21 protein-coding genes are annotated in these 25,773 nt (G+C 60.2%); 8 read left to right on the top strand and 13 right to left on the bottom strand.

Going from position 1 to position 25,773, the window contains the following annotated elements:
- Window positions 1–51: 51 nt before the first annotated feature.
- The 8 genes from ACVWSC_RS13325 to ACVWSC_RS13290 form a co-directional block, all read right to left on the bottom strand.
- Window positions 52–198 carry a hypothetical protein gene (locus ACVWSC_RS13325; RefSeq protein WP_442114098.1) on the bottom strand — a complete coding sequence of 49 codons (147 nt, stop codon included), beginning with the start codon at window positions 196–198 and terminating at the stop codon, window positions 52–54.
- 167 nt (window positions 199–365) lie between these two features.
- Window positions 366–1,082, bottom strand: coding sequence for a hypothetical protein (locus ACVWSC_RS13320; protein WP_442114097.1), 717 nt, complete (start codon window positions 1,080–1,082; stop codon window positions 366–368).
- Window positions 1,083–1,246: 164 nt separating this feature from the next.
- Window positions 1,247–3,022, bottom strand: coding sequence for an acyl-CoA dehydrogenase C-terminal domain-containing protein (locus tag ACVWSC_RS13315; protein WP_442114096.1), 1,776 nt, complete (start codon window positions 3,020–3,022; stop codon window positions 1,247–1,249).
- Window positions 3,015–5,489: an efflux RND transporter permease subunit gene (locus ACVWSC_RS13310; RefSeq protein ID WP_476461733.1), complete on the bottom strand. Its 2,475-nt coding sequence runs from the start codon at window positions 5,487–5,489 to the stop codon at window positions 3,015–3,017. The genes ACVWSC_RS13315 and ACVWSC_RS13310 overlap by 8 nt, the downstream gene beginning before the upstream one ends.
- 30 nt (window positions 5,490–5,519) lie before the next feature.
- Entirely contained in the window at window positions 5,520–6,587 is a 1,068-nt protein-coding gene (locus ACVWSC_RS13305; RefSeq protein WP_442114094.1) for a WD40/YVTN/BNR-like repeat-containing protein, read from the bottom strand.
- A gap of 96 nt (window positions 6,588–6,683) precedes the next feature.
- On the bottom strand, window positions 6,684–8,042 hold the full coding sequence (locus ACVWSC_RS13300; RefSeq protein WP_442114093.1) for a DUF1329 domain-containing protein: 1,359 nt from the start codon (window positions 8,040–8,042) through the stop codon (window positions 6,684–6,686).
- Between the two features lie 42 nt (window positions 8,043–8,084).
- Window positions 8,085–10,040, bottom strand: a complete 1,956-nt coding sequence (locus ACVWSC_RS13295; RefSeq protein WP_442114092.1) for a DUF1302 domain-containing protein — start codon at window positions 10,038–10,040, stop codon at window positions 8,085–8,087.
- 85 nt (window positions 10,041–10,125) lie between these two features.
- Complete coding sequence (locus ACVWSC_RS13290) at window positions 10,126–10,692, bottom strand: RBBP9/YdeN family alpha/beta hydrolase (RefSeq protein ID WP_442114091.1); 567 nt, start codon at window positions 10,690–10,692, stop codon at window positions 10,126–10,128.
- Between the two features lie 357 nt (window positions 10,693–11,049).
- Between ACVWSC_RS13290 and ACVWSC_RS13285 the strand changes: the two genes are divergently transcribed.
- The 8 genes from ACVWSC_RS13285 to ACVWSC_RS13250 all read left to right on the top strand — a co-directional run bounded on the left by ACVWSC_RS13285 (window position 11,050) and on the right by ACVWSC_RS13250 (window position 21,229).
- Window positions 11,050–13,089, top strand: a complete 2,040-nt coding sequence (locus ACVWSC_RS13285; protein ID WP_442114090.1) for a type VI secretion system Vgr family protein — start codon at window positions 11,050–11,052, stop codon at window positions 13,087–13,089.
- Window positions 13,086–13,652 (top strand): DUF4123 domain-containing protein, encoded by a 567-nt coding sequence (locus ACVWSC_RS13280; protein ID WP_442114089.1) that lies wholly within the window; start codon window positions 13,086–13,088, stop codon window positions 13,650–13,652. Before ACVWSC_RS13285 ends, ACVWSC_RS13280 begins: the two co-directional genes overlap by 4 nt.
- A complete protein-coding gene (locus ACVWSC_RS13275) occupies window positions 13,649–16,342 on the top strand; it encodes a toxin VasX (protein WP_442114088.1) in 2,694 nt (897 codons plus the stop codon). The genes ACVWSC_RS13280 and ACVWSC_RS13275 overlap by 4 nt, the downstream gene beginning before the upstream one ends.
- Entirely contained in the window at window positions 16,333–17,283 is a 951-nt protein-coding gene (locus ACVWSC_RS13270; RefSeq protein ID WP_442114087.1) for a hypothetical protein, read from the top strand. The genes ACVWSC_RS13275 and ACVWSC_RS13270 overlap by 10 nt, the downstream gene beginning before the upstream one ends.
- Complete coding sequence (locus ACVWSC_RS13265) at window positions 17,280–18,227, top strand: hypothetical protein (RefSeq protein ID WP_442114086.1); 948 nt, start codon at window positions 17,280–17,282, stop codon at window positions 18,225–18,227. The genes ACVWSC_RS13270 and ACVWSC_RS13265 overlap by 4 nt, the downstream gene beginning before the upstream one ends.
- A complete protein-coding gene (locus ACVWSC_RS13260) occupies window positions 18,224–19,159 on the top strand; it encodes a hypothetical protein (RefSeq protein WP_442114085.1) in 936 nt (311 codons plus the stop codon). The genes ACVWSC_RS13265 and ACVWSC_RS13260 overlap by 4 nt, the downstream gene beginning before the upstream one ends.
- The gene (locus ACVWSC_RS13255) at window positions 19,160–20,014 is read left to right on the top strand and encodes a hypothetical protein (RefSeq protein WP_442114084.1); all 855 of its coding nucleotides are present in this window, start codon (window positions 19,160–19,162) and stop codon (window positions 20,012–20,014) included.
- 204 nt (window positions 20,015–20,218) lie between these two features.
- The gene (locus ACVWSC_RS13250; protein ID WP_442114083.1) at window positions 20,219–21,229 is read left to right on the top strand and encodes an AraC family transcriptional regulator; all 1,011 of its coding nucleotides are present in this window, start codon (window positions 20,219–20,221) and stop codon (window positions 21,227–21,229) included.
- Window positions 21,230–21,302: 73 nt separating this feature from the next.
- Here ACVWSC_RS13250 and ACVWSC_RS13245 read toward each other — a convergent pair whose 3' ends face one another.
- The 5 genes from ACVWSC_RS13245 to ACVWSC_RS13225 all read right to left on the bottom strand — a co-directional run bounded on the left by ACVWSC_RS13245 (window position 21,303) and on the right by ACVWSC_RS13225 (window position 25,762).
- Window positions 21,303–22,313 carry a YeiH family protein gene (locus ACVWSC_RS13245; RefSeq protein WP_442114082.1) on the bottom strand — a complete coding sequence of 337 codons (1,011 nt, stop codon included), beginning with the start codon at window positions 22,311–22,313 and terminating at the stop codon, window positions 21,303–21,305.
- Window positions 22,310–22,636, bottom strand: coding sequence for a Rieske (2Fe-2S) protein (locus ACVWSC_RS13240; protein WP_442114081.1), 327 nt, complete (start codon window positions 22,634–22,636; stop codon window positions 22,310–22,312). Before ACVWSC_RS13240 ends, ACVWSC_RS13245 begins: the two co-directional genes overlap by 4 nt.
- Window positions 22,633–23,286 carry a DsbA family oxidoreductase gene (locus ACVWSC_RS13235; protein ID WP_442114080.1) on the bottom strand — a complete coding sequence of 218 codons (654 nt, stop codon included), beginning with the start codon at window positions 23,284–23,286 and terminating at the stop codon, window positions 22,633–22,635. The genes ACVWSC_RS13240 and ACVWSC_RS13235 overlap by 4 nt, the downstream gene beginning before the upstream one ends.
- The gene (locus ACVWSC_RS13230) at window positions 23,283–24,602 is read right to left on the bottom strand and encodes an MFS transporter (RefSeq protein ID WP_442114079.1); all 1,320 of its coding nucleotides are present in this window, start codon (window positions 24,600–24,602) and stop codon (window positions 23,283–23,285) included. Before ACVWSC_RS13230 ends, ACVWSC_RS13235 begins: the two co-directional genes overlap by 4 nt.
- 107 nt (window positions 24,603–24,709) lie before the next feature.
- On the bottom strand, window positions 24,710–25,762 hold the full coding sequence (locus tag ACVWSC_RS13225; RefSeq protein ID WP_442114078.1) for a beta-keto acid cleavage family enzyme: 1,053 nt from the start codon (window positions 25,760–25,762) through the stop codon (window positions 24,710–24,712).
- Window positions 25,763–25,773 lie beyond the last annotated feature (11 nt).

Raw genomic sequence — 25,773 nt, 5'->3', positions numbered from 1 at the left:
CATTGTTGTCAGGTCCTTCTTCCGAGGAGTGGGCTGCCATCAGCACAGCGCTCAAAATCGGCTGAAGAGATCACCGATGCCGCTCGGCATCATCGCTTGCGCCGTTGTGTCGTTTCTGACGGTATACCGCTCGCGGTCTGCGGCCGCAAAAGTCACACCCAGTAGCACAACCAGGAACAGGCAAATCATCAAGCGCATGGCAGTCTCCTACACCCGGCACCGGCCGATTGCAGTGTTTTTGTTTGCTGCAAGTGTTGGAGATTTGCGCGCTTGAAGCTTGGCGTTTGACGTCAGAATTTTTTCATTTCACGTCAGAGGCGATTTAACTGGGCCGCCAGTTATGCTCGGCGCCGGATATGCAGGCTTCAGTCTTCGATAAGGGGCCTGACCGAGAACACCGAAATACCCAATGGCGACATCGCGGCTTTGAACTCGACAGAGCCGTGGCGGAACGGTTGCTCCTTGAACACCATGTCAGGTAGACGCCGGATAATTTCCGCTTCGTCGACGGCCGGCGACGTCGAAGCCAATGCCGCGGCGGCAATCGCCTGAATCTCTTCGCCGGAGCTGCGGTTACCATCGCCGGTGGCGTAGATGTCGAGGTCGTAGAGCTGGTCGCCGTAATTTGACATTGTGCCGATCAGGAAGACGAACGGGCCGATTTCGGCTTCGAAAAAGTCCACGGCCTCGCCCCGGTCTATGTTCTCGGGGTCGACAACATAAGACATGCCGAGGGCTTTGAGCTTCGCGTTGAGGCGCTCGGCATACTGTTTGGGCGTGAGCCCCAAGGTTCGCCGGTATTTAATCTGGGCGCCGTCGACGTACACCGCCTCACGCGGGCCGGTCTCGTCGAAAATGGGTTGCAGGGCAGCAGGGGTGTAGTTCCAGTCCGACAACAGGGCAAAACTTGCGAGCAATACCACACCGGCGATGGCAATCACCTTCAACTGTTTGCGCGTGTTGACCGCCGGGTGCTCTTCACCGCAGGCAGGGCACGTCTTGGCGTCCGCCTCAACGGGTTGCTTGCAGGATTTGCACAACGTTTCAGTTTCAGTCATCACCACTACACCCTTATCGTCCATGATTCCACCGGCAAGCCGGCTGGCGGGCGCAAGTTTACTGAATATCCCTGGGGCCAGCAAAGGCCCTAGGGCCCGGTGGGAGCGGGCCTTGCCCCGCGATTGCGGTTTGCCAGCCACATCGCATCGCGGGGCAAGCCCGCTCCTACAGCAAGGTCCGCGGTGCTTTACAGTTGCTCGGCGTCGAGCAGGAACAAGCTGTCACTGCCCGCCCGTACACTGGCACTCAGGGAGTGGATACGCGGCAGCAGCCGGGCAAAGTAGAAACGTGCCGTGCCCAGTTTGCTGGCGTAGAAGCTATCGTCCGTGTGCGCCACGGCCACATCGGCCATCTGTGCCCACAGGTAGGCATACAGGGTGTAGCCAAACACATGCAGGTACTCCACGGCGGCCGCGCCGATTTCCCGTGGGTTACCCTGGGCACGGTCGAGTACCCAGGCGGTCAGTTGGTCGAGGTTGTCGACAGCGGCCAGCAACGGCGTGGCGAATTCGGCGCGGGAAGGCGCAAGCGACTGGGCGAACGCTTTGATCTGCGCCGACAGCGCGGCATACGCCTGGCCGCCGTCACCGAGCACTTTGCGCCCGACCAGGTCCATGGCCTGAATGCCGTTGGTACCTTCGTAGATCTGGGTAATTCGGCAGTCGCGAATCAGTTGTTCCTGGCCCCACTCGCGAATGTAACCGTGGCCGCCAAACACTTGTTGGCCATGAACGGTCGTCTCCAGGCCCATGTCGGTCATGAACGCCTTGGCCACCGGCGTCAGCAGTGCCACTTGCGCCTGCGCGCTGCGACGCTCGTCAGCGTCTTCGCTGTACTTGGCCAGGTCCAGCTGCAGGGCGACGTAGGTGGAGAACGCCCGCCCGCCTTCGTTCAAGGTCTTCATGGTCAGCAGCATGCGCCGCACATCCGGGTGCACGATGATCGGGTCGGCAGCTTGCGCGGCAGCCACCGGGCCTGTGGGCGCGCGGCTTTGCAGGCGTTCTCGGGCATACTCGATGGCGTTCTGGTACGAACGCTCGCCCAGCGCCAGGCCCTGGATACCAACGCCCAGGCGTTCGTAGTTCATCATGGTGAACATGGCGTTCAAGCCCTTGTTCAGGTCGCCGACCAGATAGCCGGTGGCGCCATCAAAGTTCATCACGCAGGTGGCCGACGCCTTGATGCCCATCTTGTGCTCGATCGACCCGCAGCTCACGGCGTTGGCCTGAGCGAGCGAGCCGTCGTCATTGACCATGATCTTCGGCACCAGGAACAACGAGATGCCTTTGGCGCCTGCCGGGGCATCCGGCAGCTTGGCCAGCACCAAGTGAATGATGTTTTCTGACAGGTCTTGCTCGCCGCCAGTGATGAAGATCTTGGTGCCGCTGACCCGGTAGCTGCCATCGGCCTGCGCTTCGGCGCGGGTACGGATCAGGCCGAGGTCAGTGCCGGCATGCGGTTCGGTCAGGCACATCGAGCCTGCCCAGCGCCCTTCATACATGGCAGGCAGGTACTGGGCCTTGAGGGCTTCGCTGGCATGGTTGAGCAGCGACAGACAGGCCCCTGCCGTCAGCATAGGGTACAGGCCAAACGACAGGTTGGCGGCGTTGAGCATTTCTTCGACTTGCGCGCCGATCACTTTCGGCATGCCCATGCCACCGTACGCCACCTCGCCGGTCACCCCTACCCAGCCATCCTCGGCATAGGTGCGATAGGCCTGCGTGAAGCCCTCCGGGGTGATGACCCGGCCTGCGTCCCAACGGCAACCCTGCTCGTCGCCGCTGCGGTTGAGCGGCGCGACCACCTGGGCGATGACTTTACCGGCCTGTTCGAGAATGGCTTTGGCGGTGTCGGCATCGATATGTTCAGCCAGCGCCGGAATCCGCGACCAGACGGCCGGGATGTCGAACACCTCGTTGAACAGGAAATCCATGTCGCGCAGCGGTGGAAGGTAATCAGACATTTTGCGAACACTCTACTTCTTGGGTGGTGTGTTTCAGCTCGCCGCCGGTGGCGGTGCTGGTGGCATCTGCCTGGGTTTTGTGACCCGGCAGGAGGAAATACGACAACGCCGGAATGAGGATCAGCGCGCCGAGCATGTTCCACAGGAACATGAAGGTCAGCAGGATGCCCATGTCGGCCTGGAACTTGATCGGCGACCAGGCCCACCCCACGACGCCCGCCGCCAGGGTGATGCCGACCAGGCCAACCACCCGACCGGTAAAGGCCACGGCATTTTCATAGGCTTCGGACAGCGGCATGCCTTTGCGCTGGTAGTGCAACTGCACGCTGAGCAGGTACAGCGCGTAGTCCACACCAATCCCCACGCCCAGGGCGATCACCGGCAAGGTCGCGACTTTGACGCCAATGCCCATCATCACCATCAGCGCCTCGCAGAGGATCGAGGTGAGGATCAGCGGTACCACGGCCACGACGGTGGCGCGCCAGCTGCGGAAGGTAATCAGGCAGAACAGCGTCACCGCCAGGTACACCAGCAGCAACATGGTGCGGTTGGCGTCGCGCACCACGATGTTGGTGGCCGCCTCGATACCGGCACTGCCGGCAGCCAGCAGGAACTGGCGATCTTCACTGCTGTTGGCCTGGGCAAAGCGCTCGGCTACCGCCACCACGCGATCCAGCGTCTCGGCCTTGTGGTCGGTGAGGTAAGCAATCACCGGCATCAGCGAGCAGTCATTGTTGAACAATTCTGGGGCGTTGACCGAAGCCTGTTGCGCCGCGTAATTGAGCACGTCCTGGTTACGCTGGATGCTGTTGAGTTTGGGGTTGCCCTCATAGGTGCCTGCGGTAATCTGGCGCACGGCGTTGGTCAGCGACACAGTCGTCTGCACCCCGGCATCCTGCTGCAGCTCCCACGCCAGGCGGTCGGCCAGCACCAGCGTCTGGTAACGCAAGCAGCCTTCAGGCGCGGTTTTGATCATCACTGCGAAGGTGTCGCTGGACAGCGCGTAGTGCCCGGTGATGTAGCTGTTATCAAGGTTGTAGCGCGAGTCGGCATGCAACTCCGGCGCACCACTGTCGAGGTCACCAATTTTCAGCTGCAGGCTCAGGGCAAAGCCCCCTGCCCCCAACAACCCCGCCACCAGCAGCGCCGCAGTGGCCCACTTGCGCGTGGTAAAGCGGTCAAGCAGGTCCCAGAGTTTGCCGAAACCACGGTGCTCAGCGGCGCGTGAGTCGATGCGCAGGGCACGTTCTGCGGCCTTGCGGCCAACGCCGACATACGACAGCGCCACCGGCATCAGCAACAGCGAGGTAAAAATCAGCACCGCCACACCAATACTGGCGGTGATCGCCAGGTCCTGGATCACCGGAATGTCGATCAGCATCAGCACGGCAAAGCCCACGGCATCGGCCAGCAGTGCGGTGACGCCAGCGATGAACAAGCGGCGGAAGGTGTAACGCGCGGCCACCTGGCGATGGGTGCCGCGACCGATGTCCTGCATGATGCCGTTCATTTTCTGCGCGGCGTGCGACACGCCGATGGCAAATATCAGGAACGGCACCAGGATCGAATACGGGTCGATGGCATAACCCAGCCAGGCGACGATGCCCAGTTGCCAGACCACCGCCGTCAACGAACACACCACCACCAGCAAGGTGCTGCGTACACAGCGGGTGTAGAGGTAGATGATCACCAGGGTGGTGACCACCGCCAGGGCAAAGAACAGCATGACCTGCATCAGGCCGTCGATCAGGTCGCCCATCAGCTTGGCAAAGCCGATCACATGAATCTTGTACGGGCCCTGCGCCTGGAATTGGCTGCGCAGTTGTTCGAGCTTTTGCGAGAACGCGTAGTAATCGATGCCGCGGCCGGTCGCCGAGTCCTGGTCGAGCAGCGGCACGATCAGCATGCTCGATTTGAAGTCGCGTGCGACCAGGCTGCCGACAATGTTGGCGCGCTCGATGTTCTGGCGCAGCTGCTCGATGTCAGCGGCCGACCCCTGATAGCTGTCAGGCATCACCGGGCCGCCCTGAAAGCCCTCTTCAGTCACTTCGGTCCAGCGCACCGCCGGGCTCCACAGCGACTTCATCCAGGCGCGGTCTACGCCCTGGCTGAGGAACAGCTCATCGTTGATTTGCCGCAGGGTTTGCAGGTAGGCCGGGTCGAAAATATCGCCCTCGGTGTTTTCCACCACCACCCGCAACGAGTTACCCAGCCCGCGCAGCGATTGGCGGTTCTCCAGGTAGTTCTGGATGTAGGGGTGGCTTTGCGGAATCATCTTCTCGAAGCTGGGCCGCAGTTCCAGGCGCGTCAGCGCCATGTAGACGAGGAGTACGGTCGCCAGCAGCATCAACAGCATGAACGGCAGTCGATGGTTGAACACCAGGCGCTCCAGCCAGTTGCCGGAGCGTCGGTCGAATTCTTCCAGGGTGCGGATCACCGGCAAGGTGTCTTGCTTGATGTTAGCCATCAGGTTTTTCTCTTGTTATGGGGACGGCAGTTATTCAGCGGCAAGTGTGCGCACGCCACGCTCACCTACCAGCACCAGGCCGCTGGCGGTATCGAAGGTCGCGGCGCTGACCGGGGTTCGTGCCGCTTGCTTGACGGTCACGAAGCTTGCGCCGTCGTCGCGGCTGTGCAGCACATCGCCGGCCTGGCTCAACAGCCAGAGCTGGCCGTTACGGTCCAGGCCACCAGCGGTAATGCTGGTACCAAGGTCGGTCGTGACGGGTTGCCACTGTTGGCCCTTGTCGGTGCTGCGCCACAGATGTCCACGCAAGCCATAGGCCAGGAGCACGCCGGGCTTGCCAATCACGCCAAAGAAGGTCCCGCGGGACGGCGTGGTCAGCTGGGTGAAGTGCTGGCCATCGTCGGCCAATTGCAGCAGCAGGCCTTGCTCGCCGGTGATGTACAGCACACCGTCAATGCTCGCCAGGCTGGTCAAGTGCAACGCCTGCGGGTTATCGCTGCGCTCCAGCCACGGGGTCCAGTGCTGACCGCCGTCGGTGGTGTGCAACAGCAAATTGAACACGCCGACCGCGAAGCCGTTCTGATCGTCCGCGAACCACACATCCAGCAGCGGTTTGTCAGCGCCCTCCTGGACCAGGCGTTCGCTCTCGGCAATCAAGGTTGGCCAGCGTTCATCGCTGGGCAGTGCCTTGCTCTGGGCCTGGTAATAGGCCAGCACTTGCTCGCCCAGCACACGTCCGTCCAGCTGTTTTTGCCAGCTGGCACCACCGTCAGTGCTGTGCAGAATGATGCCGTCGTTACCGACCGCCCAGCCTTTGTCGGCGCTGGGGAAACTGACCGCGTTCAGGTCGGCGCTGGCCGGGACCTGGGCCTGCTGCCAGTGCCCGCCGTTGTCGTCGGAAAACAGAATGTGCCCGCGAGGGCCGACCGCCACCAGGCGATCGCCGGCGCGGGTCACATCACGCAAGGCACTGACGGTTGCCAGCGCGCTAGGGGCGGCCGGCAGATCCAGCACATCCGTGTAAGGCGCAGCGTGTGCCACACCCTGAAGGGCAACCCACGTCAGCATCAACGCGGTGTAGCGTTTTAGAACATACATACCCGGTCCTCCGGATCGCCGCTGCACGCAGCAGGCTGCTCAACCAACGGCCCGGCATCACAGCGATGCCAGGCCGTACCTACCCTGTTGCCGTTCTCAGCGAATACCGGCACCGGCCAGCGACTCCGGCGACCACTGGGTTTTCGACAGCGGGTCGATGTAGCGGATGCCGCCGTAAGCGCCGACCACACCGTTGAGGTTGTAGGTGCCACCGATCAAGTCGTAGATCATGAACGGGGTGGAATCCGGGGTCTGTTTGTCGTAGCTCTGGCTGAGGAAGGCGAACGAGCCACGGTACAGTTGACCGCGGGCGTCGTACTGGTCAGAGGCCAGTGCTACCCAGCTGTCTTCGTCGAGGTAGAAGCGACGCTTGTGGTAGATGTGACGGGCGCCATCCTTGAGTTTGCCCTCGACCACCCACACCCGGTGTTTTTCCCAGCGCACGAACTGCGGGGCCAGGTGGTTAGGGGTGATCAATTGCTTGATGTCGGTGTTGTAGGTCAGCTTGTAGGTGTTGTACGGCACATACATTTCCTGCTTGCCTACCAGGTTCCAGTCGTAACGGTCCAGGGCGCCGTTGAAGACGAACACGTCATCGTAGGTACCGGAGCCCGAGGTGCCGGGGTTTGGTGTGTCGTAGGCCAGGTTCGGCGCCAGCTTGACCCGGCGTTGGCCCGGCAGGTACACCCAGGCACTGCGTGGCTGCACCAGCGGGTTGGCGGCATCGCGCAGCATCATCGCTTCACCGGCACGGCGGGCGGGGCCGGTGTACATCAGCTTCATCTGGTAATAGGTGTCTTTGGCACCGATGGTTTTATTCATGTCCTCGTAGATCGGGTAGCTGATGTTGGCCTGGCCCGTGGTCGACAGGGTCGGCACGCCCGCGGCGTCAACGTTCCAGGAGTCATACTTAGCGGCCAGGCTGACACCCTGGTAGCGCAGCAGGAAGTTCCACATGGCTTCAGCGCCGGTCTGCGGAATCGGGAACGGAATGCCCGGCAGTACGTTATCGAGTGCGCTACCGCCTTCCTGGCTGCGGGCGCCAACGGCGTTCTTGCGGGTGTTGTCCAGCACCGCTTGTGGCAACGCCACGGTACGGTGGGTCGGGTAGACATCCACCTGGAAGCTTGGGTAACGCTTGAGCAACTCTTGGGTCGTGGCAGTCAACTGACCTTTGAACTGGTCGGCGTTCTTGCCATTGATCACCAGCAGCGGTTTTTCATTGGCAAACGGGTCCGGGCGCATGCTGTCGCCGCTTTTGAAACCGGCCGGTGCTGTTACCAGGCCACCCTTGTAAGCGGGAATCGAGCCGTCGGCGTTGGCGGCCGATTCGGCGCCAATGGCAGTCAGGCTGGTGCCCAGGCGAGCAGCCTGGTCAGGGGAAACAGCCGCATGGGCGTTGCTGAGGGCGGCCAGTGACAGGCAGGTGGCCAGCAGGGTTTTCACGTAGTTCATGATGTTTGTTTTCCTGCGTAATGTCTGAAGGAAGACGTGACTTTAAAAAGTGGTTTTAACCGTCAGGTACAGCGCGCCACGGTCCTCGGTGGTGGCACCGCCACCCGAGAAGGACGAGTAGCCGCCGCCGTAGCAGGTGTAATCCTGCTCACCGTCCAGGGCATTGGGTGCCGCGCCATCGGTTTGGCCGTCGTTGCACGACTGTGTCTTGCCAAAGCTGTCGACGTACTTGAGGTCGACGAAATACTGGTTGTACACCGCAGCGCTGACGCCCACCGCGTAGTTACCAGTGTCCTCGGCGCCGCCACCCTGCACGGGTGAGACGCCATCGAGTCCGACGTTGATCGACAGCGGCATGCTCAGGTCAACGCCAGGCATGACCTGGTACCAGGTCGGGGTGAAGTTGACGGCAATACCCCAGTTATCGCGGGTCGGTTTGTCGATACCGCGGTAGCTGCTTTTGCCTTTGTACAAGGCCTCGTTATGGCCATCGAGTTTCAGCAGGTTGCTGTAGAACAGCTCGCCGAGCAGGCTGGCGCTGTCGAACAGCGGCGTATCGCCGATGGTCATCAGGCCGTTGAGGGTCCAGTGCAGGGTCTGGCCGGTGGCGCTCAGGCCGTCGCCGTCGCTGGGCACGTCGTAGATCACGCCGCTGCTTGGCAAGCGCGGTGGCAGCAAACCGAAACCACCGCCCAGGCCACCTTGTCCGGGGGCGCTGACGATGGCCGGAATGCTCGCCAGTGGCATGTTGTGACGAATGTTCAGGTCGCTACCGACGCTGATGCCTGCGACGTCTTTGGACAGGCTCAAGCCATACACGTCGATGTTGTCGGCGTAGGCGAACTGGTAGGTAGTCGATTGCAACGAGTTGTACAGGTTGCCGACCGCACCCTGGAGGCTGCCTGGCGGTGTGCCGAAGGGGCCGCGTGATACGGTCAGGCCACGGGCATCGAGCCAGGCCTGCGGGAGAATTTCCGAGGTTTTGCGGTAGTAGAAGCCCAGGGTGCCACCCAGCCATTCAGGCGACCACTTGGCCATGACGCCCCAATCACCGCGTTTGTCCGGGGTCAGGTCGTCGCCGCGACGAATGCTGGTCAACGCACCGCGTACCGGGATCAGTCCGGGCGTGCCGGTATGGCCGAGCAGAAAGCTCTGGGCGCCCTCGCCCACCACGTCCGAGCCACCGTAGTAGGTGCCCGCTTCCGGCAACCGCGCTGCATCCCAATCGAAGAAGTACTGGGCGCCGACGGTCAGCTCTTCATTCAGCAGAAACGAGGTGGACAGCTGATTACGCGGCACAAACAGTTCTTTGGCTTCGGTGCCGGGCGAGGCCGCCAGCTTGGCAAGGTCCAGGCCGGACTGACCATAGCTGAGCGAGTGCACCGGGTTGAGCAGGGTTTCACCCCAGAACAGGTTGTGTTGGCCGAGCTTGCCGCTCAGTTCCGAGCTGTCGCCGATTTCCGTGCGCATGAACACGAAGGCGTCGAGCACTTCGCCCGACGGGCCGCTGTAATAGCGTTGGGCATAGTTGCTCAGGTGCGGGCTGCCCAAGGGCGTGCCGGTACCGGGCAGGCCATTGAGGCTTGGGTTGATGCCAGAGCTGTCACCATTGCCGTTGACGAACGGGTTGGAATTGGAGCCGGTGTTGTCGTAAGCCTTGTCGTACCAGCTGGCGGCGCTGACGCGAAAGCCCATGTTGCCCTGGTAGATCACGTCCAGTTCGGTCAACAGGTCGACGCGGTTGGTGATGTTGGTGCCAGCCTTGCGGAAGTTGTAGTCGCCGTCGTTGTTGTTCGGCGTGGCCAACATGCGCTTGTCGGCACTTTCGGTGCGTACGCCGTAGTTGTACTTGACGGTATTGTCCAGGCGTACCGCCCAGTCTTCATTACCGGTATCGACTTCAAACGCCTGGGCGCCGGGCAAGGCGAGCAAGCTGATGGCGCAGGCAAGCAGGCAACGCTGCGACGGCACAGCGCAGAACATGCGGTGTTTTGGCATTACGATGACTCCACGTATTGTTATTGTTGTTTTCGCCGCCCGTCGGTTGCGGGCGTTGGTCAAGCGTCCATGCGCGATGGCAGGATTAACGGTCCAGGGTTTGAATGAAGGTTTCCGCCTGCGGCCATGGGCCGAAGCCGGCTGCCGGGTTCAAGTGGCCAACGGCGCCCAGCAGCTCAAGCTGGCTGCCCCAGCCTTCGGCCATCGCCGTAACGGCGTCGAGGCTGGCCAGGTGGTCATTGCTGCTGGCGGCAACAATGCTCGGGAACGGCAAGGGGGTAATCGGTAGCGGTGCCCAGCCGTGGGCACGCAGACTGTCCGGGCTTGGGTAAGCAGCGGGCCACTCGGCCTGCAGATCCGGTGGTGCGGCGAGTAAGGCGCCCTTGATCGGCCGGTTATAGCGCGCGGCCCAGTGGGCCACCATCAACACACCGGCGCTGTGCGCCACCAGCAGCACGTCACCGTCGATCTGTTCCAGCTCGCGCTGGATCGCCTCGACCCGGGCGTTGCAGTCAAGGCCATTGACCTGCAGCGGCGGTACGGCGCGAACTTTGGCCAGCTTGGCTTGCAACAGGGTCTGCCAATGCTCGGCGACATGGTCACGCAGGCCAGGGACGATCAGAACGGTAGCGGCGGTATGCAATCTTTCCACATCAGCACCTATGCTCAAGACAGTCAGCTCACCGACTCAGGTGAGCGCTTCGAGAGTCACAGTAATCACCCCTCCCCCCGGGTGCTTTACATTGAGCGTCAGTGACTTTTCATTTGATGACAGGGCCACGGGCAGCCGTCGGTGGGCAACTGTCTTACACCACCTGTAGGAGCGGGCTTGCCCCGCGATAGCGCTCTGTCAGCCACATCGCCTCGCGGGGCAAGCCCGCTCCTACAACAACCCCGCCCCCACCAGTTTGGCAAATACCGACGCATTTTCGGACGCGTCTGACATCTTTCCAAAAAAACATTGGGTAAGTTTTCCACGCCTATTTTCTACCCGTGGAAAAACAAACCCATGCCTACCTTCGCCAACGACGCGCGTTTTGAGCTGACAATCCCCTCCGTCCGCAACGACTTCAAAGTCCTGGCCTTTCACGGCACCGAAGCCATCAGCCAGCTGTATGCGATTACCGTTGACCTGGTCAGCGAGCGCAGAAACGTCGACCTCGACAGCCTGATTGGCCTGCCGGCATTCCTGCGCTTTGGCGAGAATGGCGAAGGCATTCACGGCCACATCGAAGATGTCCTGATCGGCGAGCCCGGCACCCGCCTGACCCACTATCAGCTGACCCTGGTACCGGCGCTGCATTACCTGCAGTTCAGCCGCCAACAGCGGATTTTCCAGCACATGAGCGTGCCGCAGATCATCGCCGAGGTGCTGCAGAGCCACGGCATTCAAGCGGATACCTTCAGCTTTCACGTCAGCAACTGCAGCGAACGTGAGTACTGTACCCAATATTTCGAAAACGACTACCAACTGATTTTGCGTTTGTGCAGTGAAGAAGGCATTGCCTGGCATCACCAGCACAGCCCGGAAGGTCATCATCTGGTGTTCAGCGACCACCAGACCTTCTTCCCCAAACTCGGTGCAACCCCCTATCGGCAAGGTACTGGCATGGCCGCCGAGCACCCGGTGGTCAGCCGCTTCAGCCAGCGCTTCAGCACCCGCAACAATAAAGTGACCCAACGCGCCTATGACTTCCAGCGCCCCAGCCGTTTGCTGGAAAAACAGGCCCGCGCCGACTTCAGCCCGGCCCTTGAGGACTACCGCTACCCAGCCCCCGACGAAAGCGAAGAACGCAGCAAACAGCTTGCTCGCCAGGCGCTGGAGCGGCACCGCACCGACTACCAATTGGCCGAAGGCCACAGCGACCAATCCCTGCTGCGCAGCGGCCATTTTTTCGAGCTGAGCGAGCATCCGCGCAAATCGTACAACGACTTGTGGCTGTTGCTCAGTGTGACTCACGAAGGCAAGCAGCCGCAGGTGTTGGAAGAATCGGCCAGCATCGAAAACCTGCCCGAAGGCGGTTTCAGCCAGGGCTACCGCAACCACTTCCGCGCTATCCCCTGGGACGTGTTCTACCGTCCGCCGCTGATCAAGCGTCCCGCGCAGTTGACCTACCAGACCGCCCGGGTCACTGGCCCGGAAGGCGAAGAGATCTACTGCGATGAATACGGCCGGGTCAAAGTCGAATTCCACTGGGACCGCGCCGAACTGAACAGCGACAAAAGCAGTTGCTGGCTGCGGGTGGCTTCCAATTGGGCAGGCGAAGGGTTCGGCGCGGTGACGGTGCCACGCATCGGCATGGAAGTGCTGGTCACCTATCTGGAGGGCGACCCCGACCAACCGCTGATCAGCGGCTGCATTGCCAACAAGCTCACGCCAACGCCCTACCCCTTGCCCGCCAACAAGACCAAGACCGTGTTGCGCAGCCGCAGCACGCCGGACAGCAGCGGCTACAACGAACTGTCGATCGAAGACCGCAGCGGCCAGGAGCTGATCTACCTGCGAGCCCAGCGCGACATGGAGCAGAAAATCGAAAACGACAGCCGCCTGGAAGTCGGCAACGAACGCTGGGAAACCATCAGGGGTAACAGCATTTCGGTGCTCGAAGCCGCAGACCAGCTCACGGTGACGGCTGACCGCAAGGTCGAGCTTAAAGCCAACGACTACCTGCACATCACCGACAGCAGCCACACCCAGGTCGGGCAAACGCTGGTGATCGATGCAGGGCAGCAAGTGCACATCAAGGCCGGTGCCCATGTGGTCGTCAACGCCGAGGGCAACATCAGTTTGCAAGGCGGTGGCCAGCATATCGTCATCGGCCCCAGGGGGATTTTCAGCAGCGTTCCGATCGTCCAGGGCGGCACACCGGTAGCCGCGATGCCAGCCGTGCTGTCAATGCCTGAAGGCGCTCAGACAACCAGCGCCGACCCCCTCCCTCTGGAAGCGCTGCTCAAGCAAGACGCAGTTTTCCGTCAGGCGACCTCCGGCATCTGTCCGGTCTGTGATGCCGCCCAACACGCGTCGAAAAGCGAGGAAGACCCAGCATGACCCTGACGATCCCGGACAAAGGCCTCCTTCTGCTTGACGGTGCGCAGTACGACGATGCTGTTCACTGGCTCAGCCAACACTACGGCTCCGACAATCCTTGGCCTTTGTTCAACGGTACTTTCTACGAAGCCATTGCTGGCTCCGGCCCGTTTTTACTCGATGCCTCACGCGGCAGTGCCAGCCATCGCGCATGGTGGGGCGGTGACGATTTGCAGCACGGCGTATGGCTGGCCTCTGGGCAAAGCGCCAGACAACTGCGGGCAATCCTGCAACGGCGTTTACGCGTTTTTGATGAACAGCAAGGCGAGTACTGGTTACGCCTGGCCGATGGCGCCGTGCTTGATCGCGCACGTCTGGCGGGCGCCCATTGGCCTGCGGGCTTCTGGTATGGCGTCGACAGCGTCTGGTTACGCCATGACGGCGTCTCGGTGTGCGCCTGGAACAACGACGCGCCCGAGCGTGATGCCGCTCCCGCGGACAAGGGCCTGACAGCACAAATCACCCTACCCGACGCACTCATGCACGCACTGAGCTTACCGGCCAACACGGAGCAGTTCTCATGACCCCACACGATCAAGCCCCCTACGGCACGTGCCCGCTCCTCGCGGCGGTATTGCCGTTGCGCTACGCCTTGGGCCCCACTGCGGCTATCGATACCAGCGCTTATGATCTGCCGCCACTGAGTGGTCAGTTTCCGGAACTTGGCCCGCGCCATCCAGACTTGAGCGGGCAAACGCTGAACTACACCTCCCGCTTGCTGCGCGACGGTTGGCTGTACGTGTGGCAAAGCTCGCCAGGCAAACTAGTTGAGTATCAGGTCGAAGCCGCTCTGCTCACCCAAACGAAACGTGCCGGCCGGGTGATCGATACCCGCAGCCAACCGCACTTGCTGCTCAGGGCGGGCGTGCCCGCCGGATTGGTGTGGTCGCCAGTGCGCTGGAGTGAGTCGCAGTACCAGGCGGCCAAACAAGACCCGGCTGTGCGCCAGCGCATCATGCGTACCTTTGTGCCGGGTGTGGCGCCCTTCAGTGGCCAGATCGGCGCGATCAAAGAGCAAATTGGCGAATACCGCGATCCAAACCTCTACGGTTGGAGCAGCGAACCGGCAACCGAACACGCACCCGAGTGGCCGAAAGTGCTCCGGCAGATGTCGCGTTGCGAACAGCAAACTTACGTGGTGATCGATGACGCATGGGGCGTACTGCTTGACCTCGCCGCGCTCATGCGCGCCCGTAAAGCGGGGTTTGACAATTATCAGGAACACCACGCTGAAGACTGGGCCATTGCCGGCGTCTTGCAGTCAATGATGGAGAGCGACAGGCAACTGCGAGATCAATGGCGCGAGATCACCCGTTATGAAGAGCTGAACTACGTCTGGCAAGACCAGGGCCGGCAAGAACATCACTACAGCATCGATATGCGCCGCCTGGCGCAACTGTGGGTCGACTGGTTCAACACGTTAGGGGGCAGTGGCCCGTCCACGATGGACACCGCCTGCGGTCACTTCGACCTGATCGTCCCGGCCACTCGCGAAGCGCTGGAAGTGCATTTCGCTACTGCCTGCCTGGGGCCGGCCACTACCAGCATCGGTGCCAAGGCCATCACCTCGAACCTTGAGGGAAACGCGCCAGGCAAACCCTGGTTACTCTGGGCATTGCTGGGCTTACCCAAGCGGCTGGGCATTGGCGAAATAAAAAGCCTCGTCGATTTGGCTAATGCAACCCGCGACGATGGCACTGCACTCAAAGACGGCATCACCCAACTGGCCAAGGCCGTGGCTTATGCAGCGGGGCTTAACAACGCCGCTGAAAAGCTCGCTCAACATGCCCCGGCCTCCAGCCAGGAGGCCTTGTTTCTAGCCCTCGCACCGGCTGCTGGCATGCACTTGCACCAAGCGGAAAATGCCGCCAGCACTGCCGGGCGCATCTACATGACCGCCGCCTTGGCCCGCAGCGGTCAGCGCATCCAGACTTTGGCTGTCACCCCGCGGCAATTGGGCGAGTGGTACAGCGACCAGATCGGCACCCGCAAAACGCTGCCTGCCAGACTCAAGGCGGCGCCATTGGCCAGTGCGGTGAGTGAAAGTATCCCGTTCATGCACCTGGTACCGGCGAACACCAAGCTGCCGCCATTGCCGGTCAACCTCGCCGCGAACGCCGATCTGGGCGGCGTGTTTGATGTGAAGGGGGCGTTGAGTAAGGCGCCGGTCAAGAGTTTGGTGGCATTGGTGGCGGGGGCGAATTTTGTTTGGGCGGGGAGTGAGTTTTATAACAAGCCGACCTACAAAAGCGGAGTTAGTGCAGCTGGTGCTCTATTAGGCGTTGGTGCAGCAACTGCTTCGGTATTCCAACGAGTGGCCGAAGTTAATTGGACATCAGCCGTCCGGCAAAGCGGTGGGACGTCCATTTCATCGCGGTTGCTTTTGGTCAAAGCTCTGGAACGAGCCGCCGACACGGCGTTGGCACAAAGCGTGGTTTTGGCATTCGACGTCGTGCTTTATGGGGTCGACGCGTTTGAAGCCTACGAAGCGGGCGACTTTGACACCATGGCTATTAACTTGGCATTGAGCGGCGCTTCGCTGGCCAGTATCAGCCTTCAGGTCCAGGCATTTCGGGCATTCCGCGCCGCACGGGCCGCCGTGATCGTAGGAGATGCTGCGGCTATCGCCCGAGGGGTCAACGTAGTGCCACACCTCATGGCCAAGCTGTTAGGTCTCACGGCGCTAATCGTAGGTGGGCTAATTGCCCGTCTCTATACGACAGACTCGCCACTGGAACAATGGGTGAAACGCGGTCGCTTTGGTATTAGCCCGGACACCACCTGGTCAAACAGCTATAGCCTGTCGATGGACAAGCTGTATCCCATTCTGTTTCCCGTCAGCTTTGATGCGCACCGGCTGAGAGAAATCCACCCTTATCAAGGGACATTCACCTCCACGTACCTGATCCTGAATTTGCCCGGTGAACAGGTGTCGTTGACCGATGACATGATTCACTTCAGCGGGCAGGAAGTGTGGGGCGATACGCTCGGCTACTACCCCGACGAAATCAGAAAAGTCGAATGGACGGGGGAAGACTTTGCTCCCCATAGCGGCACGCGCATTCCTGTCGCGGCCGGCATCACCCCTTATCGCCGCGTATACCATGAGGATGGCGTTCGAGACTTGCGGCGTATCGAGGGTGAATTGATCTATTCGCCACAAGAAGGGCTGACGCTGCCTGTGCTGAAAATCATGGAACGGGCATGGATATGAATACCTCAGAACAACCCCAACATAACGACTCGTCCACGGTAATACTGGAAGCGCATAAATCTACGGGGGAACAACCGATGGAGTTGTTTATCGTCGATGAGCACACCGAACACTATCTGACAATACAAACAGGCGGTGACTTTGATCGAGGCCGGCTGACGGGTGTTCTAGGTGGGATAGGTGGTTGTGGAATGATTGGGCTTGGCCTTATCGGAGCTCTACAAGCAAAGTTTGATGTTACCCATATAGCGTTTTCCTTAGGTATACCTTTGCTTTTGGTGCCGTTTCTTTGGGAAGTCTTACGCCCCCTGCCTCTCCCCATCTTATTCAACCGCCGCACCCGTGAAGTGTGTTTCGATCTCGACGGAGAACTGTTCCACGCCCCGTGGGATGGCATTACCGCAGTGGCGAATGAATTCCAACTGGTCGGCGCCCAAATGGGCAGTATGCAAAGCGCATCGCTTGAAATTCGCGTGTGGAAATTTGGGCAGCCTGAAACAGCCTTGATGATTAGCCTCGGTGCACCCTTCGGAAAAACACTGGCACTACAAAAAGGGTTCTGGGAATACATCCGCGCCTACATGAACAATGGCCCTTATTTCGATGAACACGGTAATCACAGCGAGTCAGATGCGTTTGTAAAAAGCCAACTGGCCGCGCGTTTCAAAATGAGCGACAGCTTTAAACATACCCTCGCACGGATAAAGCAGGCAAAAAAAGATGCAGGAGGTAAAAATTACTTGGGCGCCGATGATGTCGCGATGCTGATAATCGAGCCAATGCTCTACCCTAAGGATCGCATCCACGAACTCACCTATAGCATTGCCAAACGCCGCTCCCGCAATCGTTGGCCAAGCCTTGTTACTGAACGTTTAAAAGCCGACGGCCCCACTACGCGCCTTGTTGACCTGGAAGCTGAAAGCTGGGAAGCAAATAAGTGAAAAACACTGACAAGGGAAGCTCAATACCTGACACGTCCACAGCAATACTTGAGGCTGACAAGTCGACGGGGGAACAACCGATGGAGTTGTTTACCGTCGATGAGCACACCGAACATTATTTGACCTTGCAAGCAGCAGGTGATTCTGAGCGAGGCATGCTGACAGGCGTATTAGGTGGGTGGGGTGGCCTTGTAATGCTCGGTCTTGGCCTTATAGGCGCATTGCAAGGCAAACTTGATATGGTCTATATGTTGTTTTCCATAGGCATGCCTTTGTTTTTGGTTCCATTCCTGTGGGAAACCCTACGCCCCCTGCCTCTCCCCATCTTGTTCAACCGGCGCACCCGTGAAGTGTATTTCGATCACGACGGCGAACTCTTCCACGCTCCGTGGGATGGCATTACCGCCGTGGCTCATGAATTTCAACTGGTCGGCGCCCAAATAGGCAGCCTGCAAAACGCTTCGCTTGAGATTCGAGTGTGGAAGTTCGGCAAGCCGGAAACCGCTTTGATGATTAGCCTCGGTGCCCCTTTCGGAAAATCGCTGGCCTTGCAAAAAGGTTTCTGGGAATACATCCGTGCCTATATGAACAACGGCCCTTACTTCGATGAGCACGGTAATCACAGCGAATCGGATGCGTTTGTAAAAAGCCAACTGGCCACGCGTTTCAAAATGAGCGATAGCTTTAAACATACCCTCGCACGGATAAAGCAGGCAAAGAAAGTTGCAGGAGGTAAAAATTACTTGGGTGCCGATGATGTCGCGATGCTGATATTCGAGCCAATGCTCTACCCTCAGGATCGCATCCACGAATTCACCTACAGCATCGCCAAACGCCGCTCCCGCAATCGCTGGCCAAGCCTTGTTACTGAACGTTTGAAAGCCGACGGCCCCACTACGCGCCTTGTTGACCTGGAAGCTGAAAGCTGGGAAGCAAATAAGTGAAAAACACTGACAAGGGAAGCTCAATACCCGACACGTCCACAGCAATACTTGAGGCTGACAAGTCGACGGGCGAAGAACCGATGGAGTTGTTTATCGTCGATGAGCACACTGAGCATTATCTTGCCTTACAAGCACCTGATGATTCTTACCGAGGAATGCTGACAGGCATAGGCGGGCTAGTTGGCTGTGTAATGGTCGTTCTTACCTTGATGCTGGCGATGCGAGGTGTTTTCGACCCTATCACGCTTGCCTTCGGTATTAGTTTATTTCTGCTGCCATTTCTGTGGGAAACCTTGCGCCCCCTGCCTCTCCCCATCTTATTCAACCGCCGCACCCAGGAAGTGTATTTCGATCACGACGGTGCACTGTTCCACGCCCCGTGGGATGGTATTACTGCAGTGGCGAATGAATTTCAACTGGTCGGCGCCCAAATGGGCAGTATGCAAAGCGCATCGCTTGAAATTCGCGTGTGGAAATTTGGGCAGCCTGAAACAGCCTTGATGATTAGCCTCGGTACCCCTTTCGGAAAATCACTGGCTCTACAAAAAGGATTCTGGGAATACATCCGCGCCTACATGAACAATGGCCCTTATTTCGATGAACACGGTAATCACAGCGAGTCAGATGCGTTTGTAAAAAGCCAACTGGCCGCGCGTTTCAAAATGAGCGACAGCTTTAAACATACCCTCGCACGGATAAAGCAGGCAAAGAAAGATGCAGGAGGTAAAAATTACTTGGGCTTCGATGATGTAGTAATGCTGATACTTGAACCCTTGTTCTACCCTAAGGATCGAATTCACGAGTTCACCTACAGCATCGCCAAACGCCGCTCCCGCAATCTCTGGCCAAGCCTTGTTACCGACCGTTTGAAAGCCAACGGCCCCACCACGCGTCTTGTAGACCTGGAATGTGAAAACAAAGGAAAGTGTTGAGTGAAAAACAGTAATAAAGAAATCACAGCCTCGATACCCAAAACCCAGGCGCTACCCGACTATCTCCTGCGTCTGCCCGCAGAGCTCCACGGCCAGGCGGATGCCTTCATCCGCTATTTGCACGAGCTACCTGACTGGACCCCGGAAAAGTGCCCGTACTGCGCTTACCCGCACCTCAAGCGAGTCACCAGTGCAAACATGCTTCGGGCTTCGTTCCGCTGCAAAATGTGCAACGGCAAGGCAAAACACCCGCTTTTCAGTATTGGGCGCATGCACCTGTGGTCTGCCTTTGGCCACTACCTGTTAGCCGGTTGGTCTACGCAAGCGATGGCCGACGCCATGGGCTTTAGCAGAGGAGCCGCCAGCAACTGGGCCGAGTCCTTTAGTGAGTTAATGGCCAAAGAGTTTCCAGCGCTGTACCACTGTTGGTCTGCGCAACAGGATCGAACTTCCCTGCAACCCCCTGCGCATGTCGCCGCTCAGGCCCAGGCGTTCCTGGGTGGCATCTCGTATTTTCTGACCACAGCACACGCAGACTGTCCGCACTGTGGCTCACCGGATATGTATCGGATCAATCAGCGACGTCCGGATTTTTACTGCCCGGGCTGTTACAAAACGGTGAGTTTGCTCCGTGGTACGTTGCTGCACCGGATGGGTTATCCGCAGCACTGGTTGACCTTTGCCCAGGGGCTGATCGATGGCGAGAGCAGCGCTGAGTTGCGCCGACGCACGGGTCTTTGCGGATTAGCCAGCAGGCGCTGGACCAAGGCGTTTTTGACAACCATGGAGCAGCAGGGACACACCGAACTATTGGAGTGGATATCCTGGCTACGCAGTCGCCCGGTGAGGAGGTGATTGAGGGTGTGCGTGACGTTGGGCTGATGGAATCGCAAGCGCGGGGCAAGGCCGCTCCAAGAGCTGGGAGTGGCTAAGCTTATGCCGGTGAAATATTCGGCCTCGGCGGCCATAACCAGCTTTTCATTTCACGACAGTCAGGCTATAAAAAGCGACCCGCCACAGAAGCGGGACGCCTAATGAGAACGCGTGGAAAACAATAAAATGACCGCCCTTGTCCGTGCTGCAAGCTTGACCAATTACCTCGAGGTGTCACGTCACCTGGGCCTCAATCCTCAGGCCCTGCTCGCTCAGGTGGGCATCAGCGCCGCGCTGCTCGAAGACCCCAACCAACGTATCGCCGTATCCTCGGTCATTACCCTGCTGGAAGAGTCGGCGCGGGTCAGCGGCTGCGAAACCTTCGGCTTGCGCATGGCCGAATTGCGCCAGTTGTCCGATTTTGGCGAGATCAGCCTGCTGCTCAGCCACCAGCGCACCCTGCGTGACGCCCTGCAGGTGATCGTGCAGTACCGTCATCTGCTCAACGATGCCTTGGCCATCCACATCGAAGACGCCGGAAAAACCGTGATTATCCGTGAGGAAGTGGTCAGCGAGCGGCCGCAAGGCAGCCGTCAGGCGACGGAACTGGCCATTGGTGTGTTACGCCGCTTGTGTGCGGCATTGCTCGGTGCCCACTGGCACCCGATCAGCGCCAATTTCACCCACAGCGCCCCGGCCGACCTGGCCATTCACCGGCGGATTTTCGGCTGCAAGCTGGAGTTTGGCAGTGAATTCAACGGCATCGTCTGCCCGGCCGCGGACCTCGATGCAGCCAACCCGCTGGCCAACCAGGCCATGGCGCGCCTGGCCCAGCGCTACCTGGACACCCTGCAGGCAGGCGGCAAGCAGTCGCTGGAGCTGGAGATGCGCAAGATCATCTACCTGCTGCTGCCCATGGGCCGCGCCACCATCGAGCAGGTCGCGCAAACCCAGGGCATGAACGTGCGTACCCTGCAGCGGCGGCTGGAGGAATGCGGCATAACCTTCAGTGACCTGATCAACAGCGTGCGCCGCGACCTGGTGATCCGCTATCTGGAAAACCCCAGCTACTCGCTGGGGCGTATTGCCGACATGCTCGGCTACTCGATGCCAAGCTCGTTCACCCGCTGGTTCATTGCCCAGTTCGGCATGCCGCCTGCCACCTGGCGCGCACAGCATCTGAACACACCGCGCTAACCGATCTGTGGGAGCGGGCTTGCCCCGCGATTGCGGTGTGTCAGTCACATCGCATCGCGGGGCAAGCCCGCTCCTACAGGCCCCAGTGCATCAATGCCAGCACCAGCAGTACCAGGAACACTGTCTCGCCCAGCATCAAGGCAATCGGCTTGAAGCCCACCTTGGCCAGTTCCTTGAGCTGCGTCTTCATCCCCAGGGCGCTGATGGCCACCACCAGGCACCAGCGTGACAGGTCGTTGACGCCGCTTTGTACCAGGGTTGGCACCCAACCGGTGCTGTTCAAGCAGGCCAGCAGCACAAAGCCCACCGCAAACCAGGGCAACAACGGTGGCCGCTGCCCCGAGGCATCATCGCCAGCGCGGCGGGTGATCATCGCGGCAACGACAATCACTGGCAGCAACATCGCCACCCGCATCAGTTTCACCACGGTGGCGATATCACCGGTCTCGGTGGACATGCTGTAGCCCGCCCCCACCACCTGCGCCACATCGTGGATGGTCGCACCGAGGAACACCCCGGCCTGAGCAGGAGAAAGATGCAGCCAACCGGCAATCATCGGATAAAGAATCATCGCCAGGGTCGACAGCGCCGACACACCGATCACGGTAAACAGCGTGGCATGCTCTTTCTGTTTGTGCGCGGGCAACGCCGCCGCCAGCGCCAACGCCGCCGACGCGCCACAGATGGCTGTCGCACCACCGGTCAGCATGCCGAACAGGCGGTTGAAGCCCAGCGCCTTGGCCACCACCATCGAGACACTGATGGTCACCACAACGATGATGATCACCAGTGCAACAGGCTTCCAGCCCAGGCTGGCGATCTGCTCCAGGGTAATGCGCATCCCCAGCAGCGCAACTCCGACACGCAGCACTGTACGCGCGGTAAATTCGATCCCGGCTTTGCACGGCCCGTCGGCGGCGAGGAAGTTCAAGGCCATGCCCAGCAACAGGGCAAACAACATCACCGGCGCCTGGTAATGCTCGCTGAGAAAGGTCGCGGCGCCGGCAGCGATCAGGCTGACCATAAAGCCCGGTGCCAATGTGCGGATGCGCTGGTTGGCAGCGCTGATTGCAAGGGTACTCATTGCCCTGACTCCTCGGCGTCGAGAACGATATACAGCTGCTCGCCCTCACGCTCGACCGGGTAATTGGCGACTTTCAGCGCCGTGGAATTGAGCAGATAGCCGCTGGCCAGGTCGAAACGCAGGCCATGGGCGCAACACTGGATCACCCGCCCTTCCAGGCGCCCACCGCACAACGACGCGCCCTGATGCGGGCAGCTGTCATCGATGGCGTAGAACTGATCGGCGACGTTGAACAGGGCCAGGCTCTTGTCGGCAAAGCTCAACAGCACCCGGCTGTTGCGTGGCGGTACTTTGGCCGCCGGCACAGGGTAGCGATTGCTCATGCCGGTACCGCCGCACCCAGCGCCTCACGCATGACTTCAAGCAGCACGGCGGCAGGCTGCGCGCCGCTGACGGTCAATCGATCGTTGAAACGGAAGCACGGCACGCCGTTCATTGCCGCATCGCTGAAGGTGACGAACGGGCTGGCGTCACCACGCAGGCAATCGGCGACCTGCGCCGGGTTCAAACCACAGGTCTTGGCGATGTGCAGCAAGGTCACCGGATCGCCGAGGTCTTTGCCGTGTTGAAAGTAAGCAGCAAACAGCTCAGCCAGCAGCGCTTCAGTAAGCTGCGCGTTGCCCATACTGGCCGCACGCTGCAGCAAGCGGTGGGCATCGGCGGTGTTGGGCATACGGCTGATGCGCGCAAAGTCGATGCTCACACCGGCGGCTTCGGCGGCGCCACGCACTTGTGCCTGGCGCTGGCGCACGGCGGCTTCGCTGCCCAGACGCTTGCGGTAGAACGCTTCGAACGGCTGGCCGGTCCTGGGCATGTCCGGCAGCAGTTGCACGCCACGCCAGTGCTGGGTGACCTGCAGCGTCGGCAGTTCTTCGCGCAGTTGCTCAAGCGCTACCTGTAAATGGCGCTGACCAATCAGGCACCACGGGCAAATGAAGTCGAAAAACACTTCGATGGACAACACGGGTTTCACGGTTTTATCTCCTGAATCTGCGCCGCGCCAGGCGTTGTGTGCTGCTGGCCGGCCAGACGAGCCATGTCGCTGTGGTAATGGCGCTTGGCAATAAAGAACACCGCCGCAGCGGCGATACTGATCAACGGCACCAGCTGGAATGCTGCCTGCAGGCCGATCAGGTCGGACACCCGGCCGGTAATCAGCGGACCGGTGGCCAGGCCCAGCAGGTTGTTGGCCAGGGTCAAGGTGGCGAAGGCGGTGCCATGCACCGAGGCGTGGGTCAGGTTGGCGACCATGGCGCTGGAGGGGCCGTTGGTGCCCACAGCGATCATCATGCCCAGGCAGATCAGCACCAATTGCGCGGTGCCTGCAGGCAAGGCAAAAGCCGCCGACAGCAACAGACAGCTGCCCAGGCAATAACCGATCGCCAGGCTGATTTTACGGTCCGGGCGCTGACGGCCCAGGCGGTCGCAGAGCATGGCGCAGATAATCGTACCGATGCCGCTGCACAACACGATGATGGCCGCGAGCACGCCAGCCTGGTCGGTGCCCATGGCGTAATATCGGTTGAGGTAACTGGGCATCCACACGATCACCGTGCCGCCGACGAACAGCTGCAGGCCACTGGCGACATACGCCGCAATCACCGAGCGGCTGCTGTACAAGGTGCGCAGTGGGCGCTCCGCCTTGCAGGGGGTGGTGCCGCGTTTTGGCGAAATCTTCGCTTCCTTGACCAGCAGCGGGTAGAGCAAGGCCAGCAGCAGGCCGAAAAACGCCATGCCGGCAAACGCCCAGCGCCAGCCAAGGTGCTGCGCCATCACCCCGCCCAGGGCCATGCCCAGGACCGAGCCGAACATGCCACCGGCCATGAACGCACCGGCCAAAGTGGCGCGCATGTCGCGGGGGAATACCGCAACGACCACGGCGATGCCGACGCTGCCATAGGCGGCTTCGCCGACACCCACCAGAAAGCGGGCAATAAACATTTGTTGGTAGTTTTCCGCCAGGGCGCAGCCCAAGGTCGCCAGGCTCCACAGCACGGCCATCAGCACCAGGCTTTTGACCCGGCCAAAGCGGTCGGCCAGCAACGACAGCGGAAAGGTCAGCAAGCCGACCATCAAGGCGACGATGCCACTGAGCAGGCCCAGCTGGCTGTCGGTCAGGGCCCATTCGCCCTTGAGCAGCGGGAAAACCGCATTGAGGACCTGACGCGACATGTAGTCGGAAATCAGCAGGCCAAACGTCAAAGCGAAGACAATCCAGGCATAGCGCCGCGGAATGCCTTGGGAAGTGTCAACACCATCATCTGCGGCGCTGGCGATATAGGCGGCCATAGTGCCTCCTCGGTTGTCTGGCGTAAGTCTTGTTGTTATCGGAAGCCTGACTGACAACGTTGCGATTGAGTGGGTCGGCACCGCCGTCTCGGGCCGACCCTGCCCCATCAGCCGCGCTGCGGTACACCCTTCTGGCCAGGCTGGCGGTTCGGTGCCATGCCGTTGGCTTTGAGTGTTTCCTCGATGCTGCTGTACTGCTCACCAATGCGATAAATCGCACGTGCTTCTTTACCGTTGGCCACTTCACGACCCAGTTCATGGGCAATGCGCACGGTCTGCTGAATCTGCTGCACCGAGCTGAAGCGCTTGCCTTGATGGTCGATGATGGTGTCTTCGTTGCCGCAGCGTGCGTGCAGGCCCATGGCCATAGCCATGGCGTTGAACGGCAGCACGTTTTTGAGCAGCGATTCCGAGGTCAAGGTGCAGCCATCTGGCGCGCGGTGAATGAAGTTGAAGAAGTTGAACGGGTTCGGGCCGTCAAAACCACCACCGATGCCGATCCAGGTCAGGTTCAGCGGGCCCATGTAGTCGCCACGGCGCACGATGCGCTCAAGGGTTTCCAGGGCATGCATGCCGGTCAACTGGAAGTGTGGCTGAATCTTGGCGTCTTGCAGACGGCGCAGGTGCTCACGTACCCAGGCTGGGCCTGCCGGTACGGTCATTTCGCTGTAGGCGGCCTGGAATGCTGGATTGGCCAGCGAGGTACCTTCCAGGTACTCCGGATACAGCAGTTCCATGATGTTCATTTGCGTGGTGTTGATCGCCACAGTGACCTGATCAGGCTTGGGCGTCAGATCGGCAAGCATGTGCCGGGTATCGTCCGACAGCCACTTGGCCGCTTCGCCGTCACTTTCCGGGGCGAACGAGATCGAACCGCCCACCTGGATAATCATCTCCGGTACGGCTTCACGCACACCGGCAATCAATTCGTTGAATTTGGACAGGCGTTTGGAGCCCTTACCGTCCAGTTCGCGCACATGCAGATGGAGCACAGTGGCCCCGGCTTCATAGCAGTCAACGGCCTTTTGCACCTGCTCGTCCATGGTCAGCGGAATGTCTTCGGGGAAATCCTCAGGCATCCATTCCGGGCCATACGGGGCCACGGTAATCACCACCTTATCCATGTTTTCCGGGTGCAACGAATCGTCGAAGAATTGCATGTTTCAGTCCT

The sequence above is a fragment of the Pseudomonas sp. NUPR-002 genome (assembly GCF_056322725.1).
The sequence above is the reverse complement of the archived record's forward strand: the minus strand, read 5'-3'. Positions and strand labels throughout refer to the sequence as shown.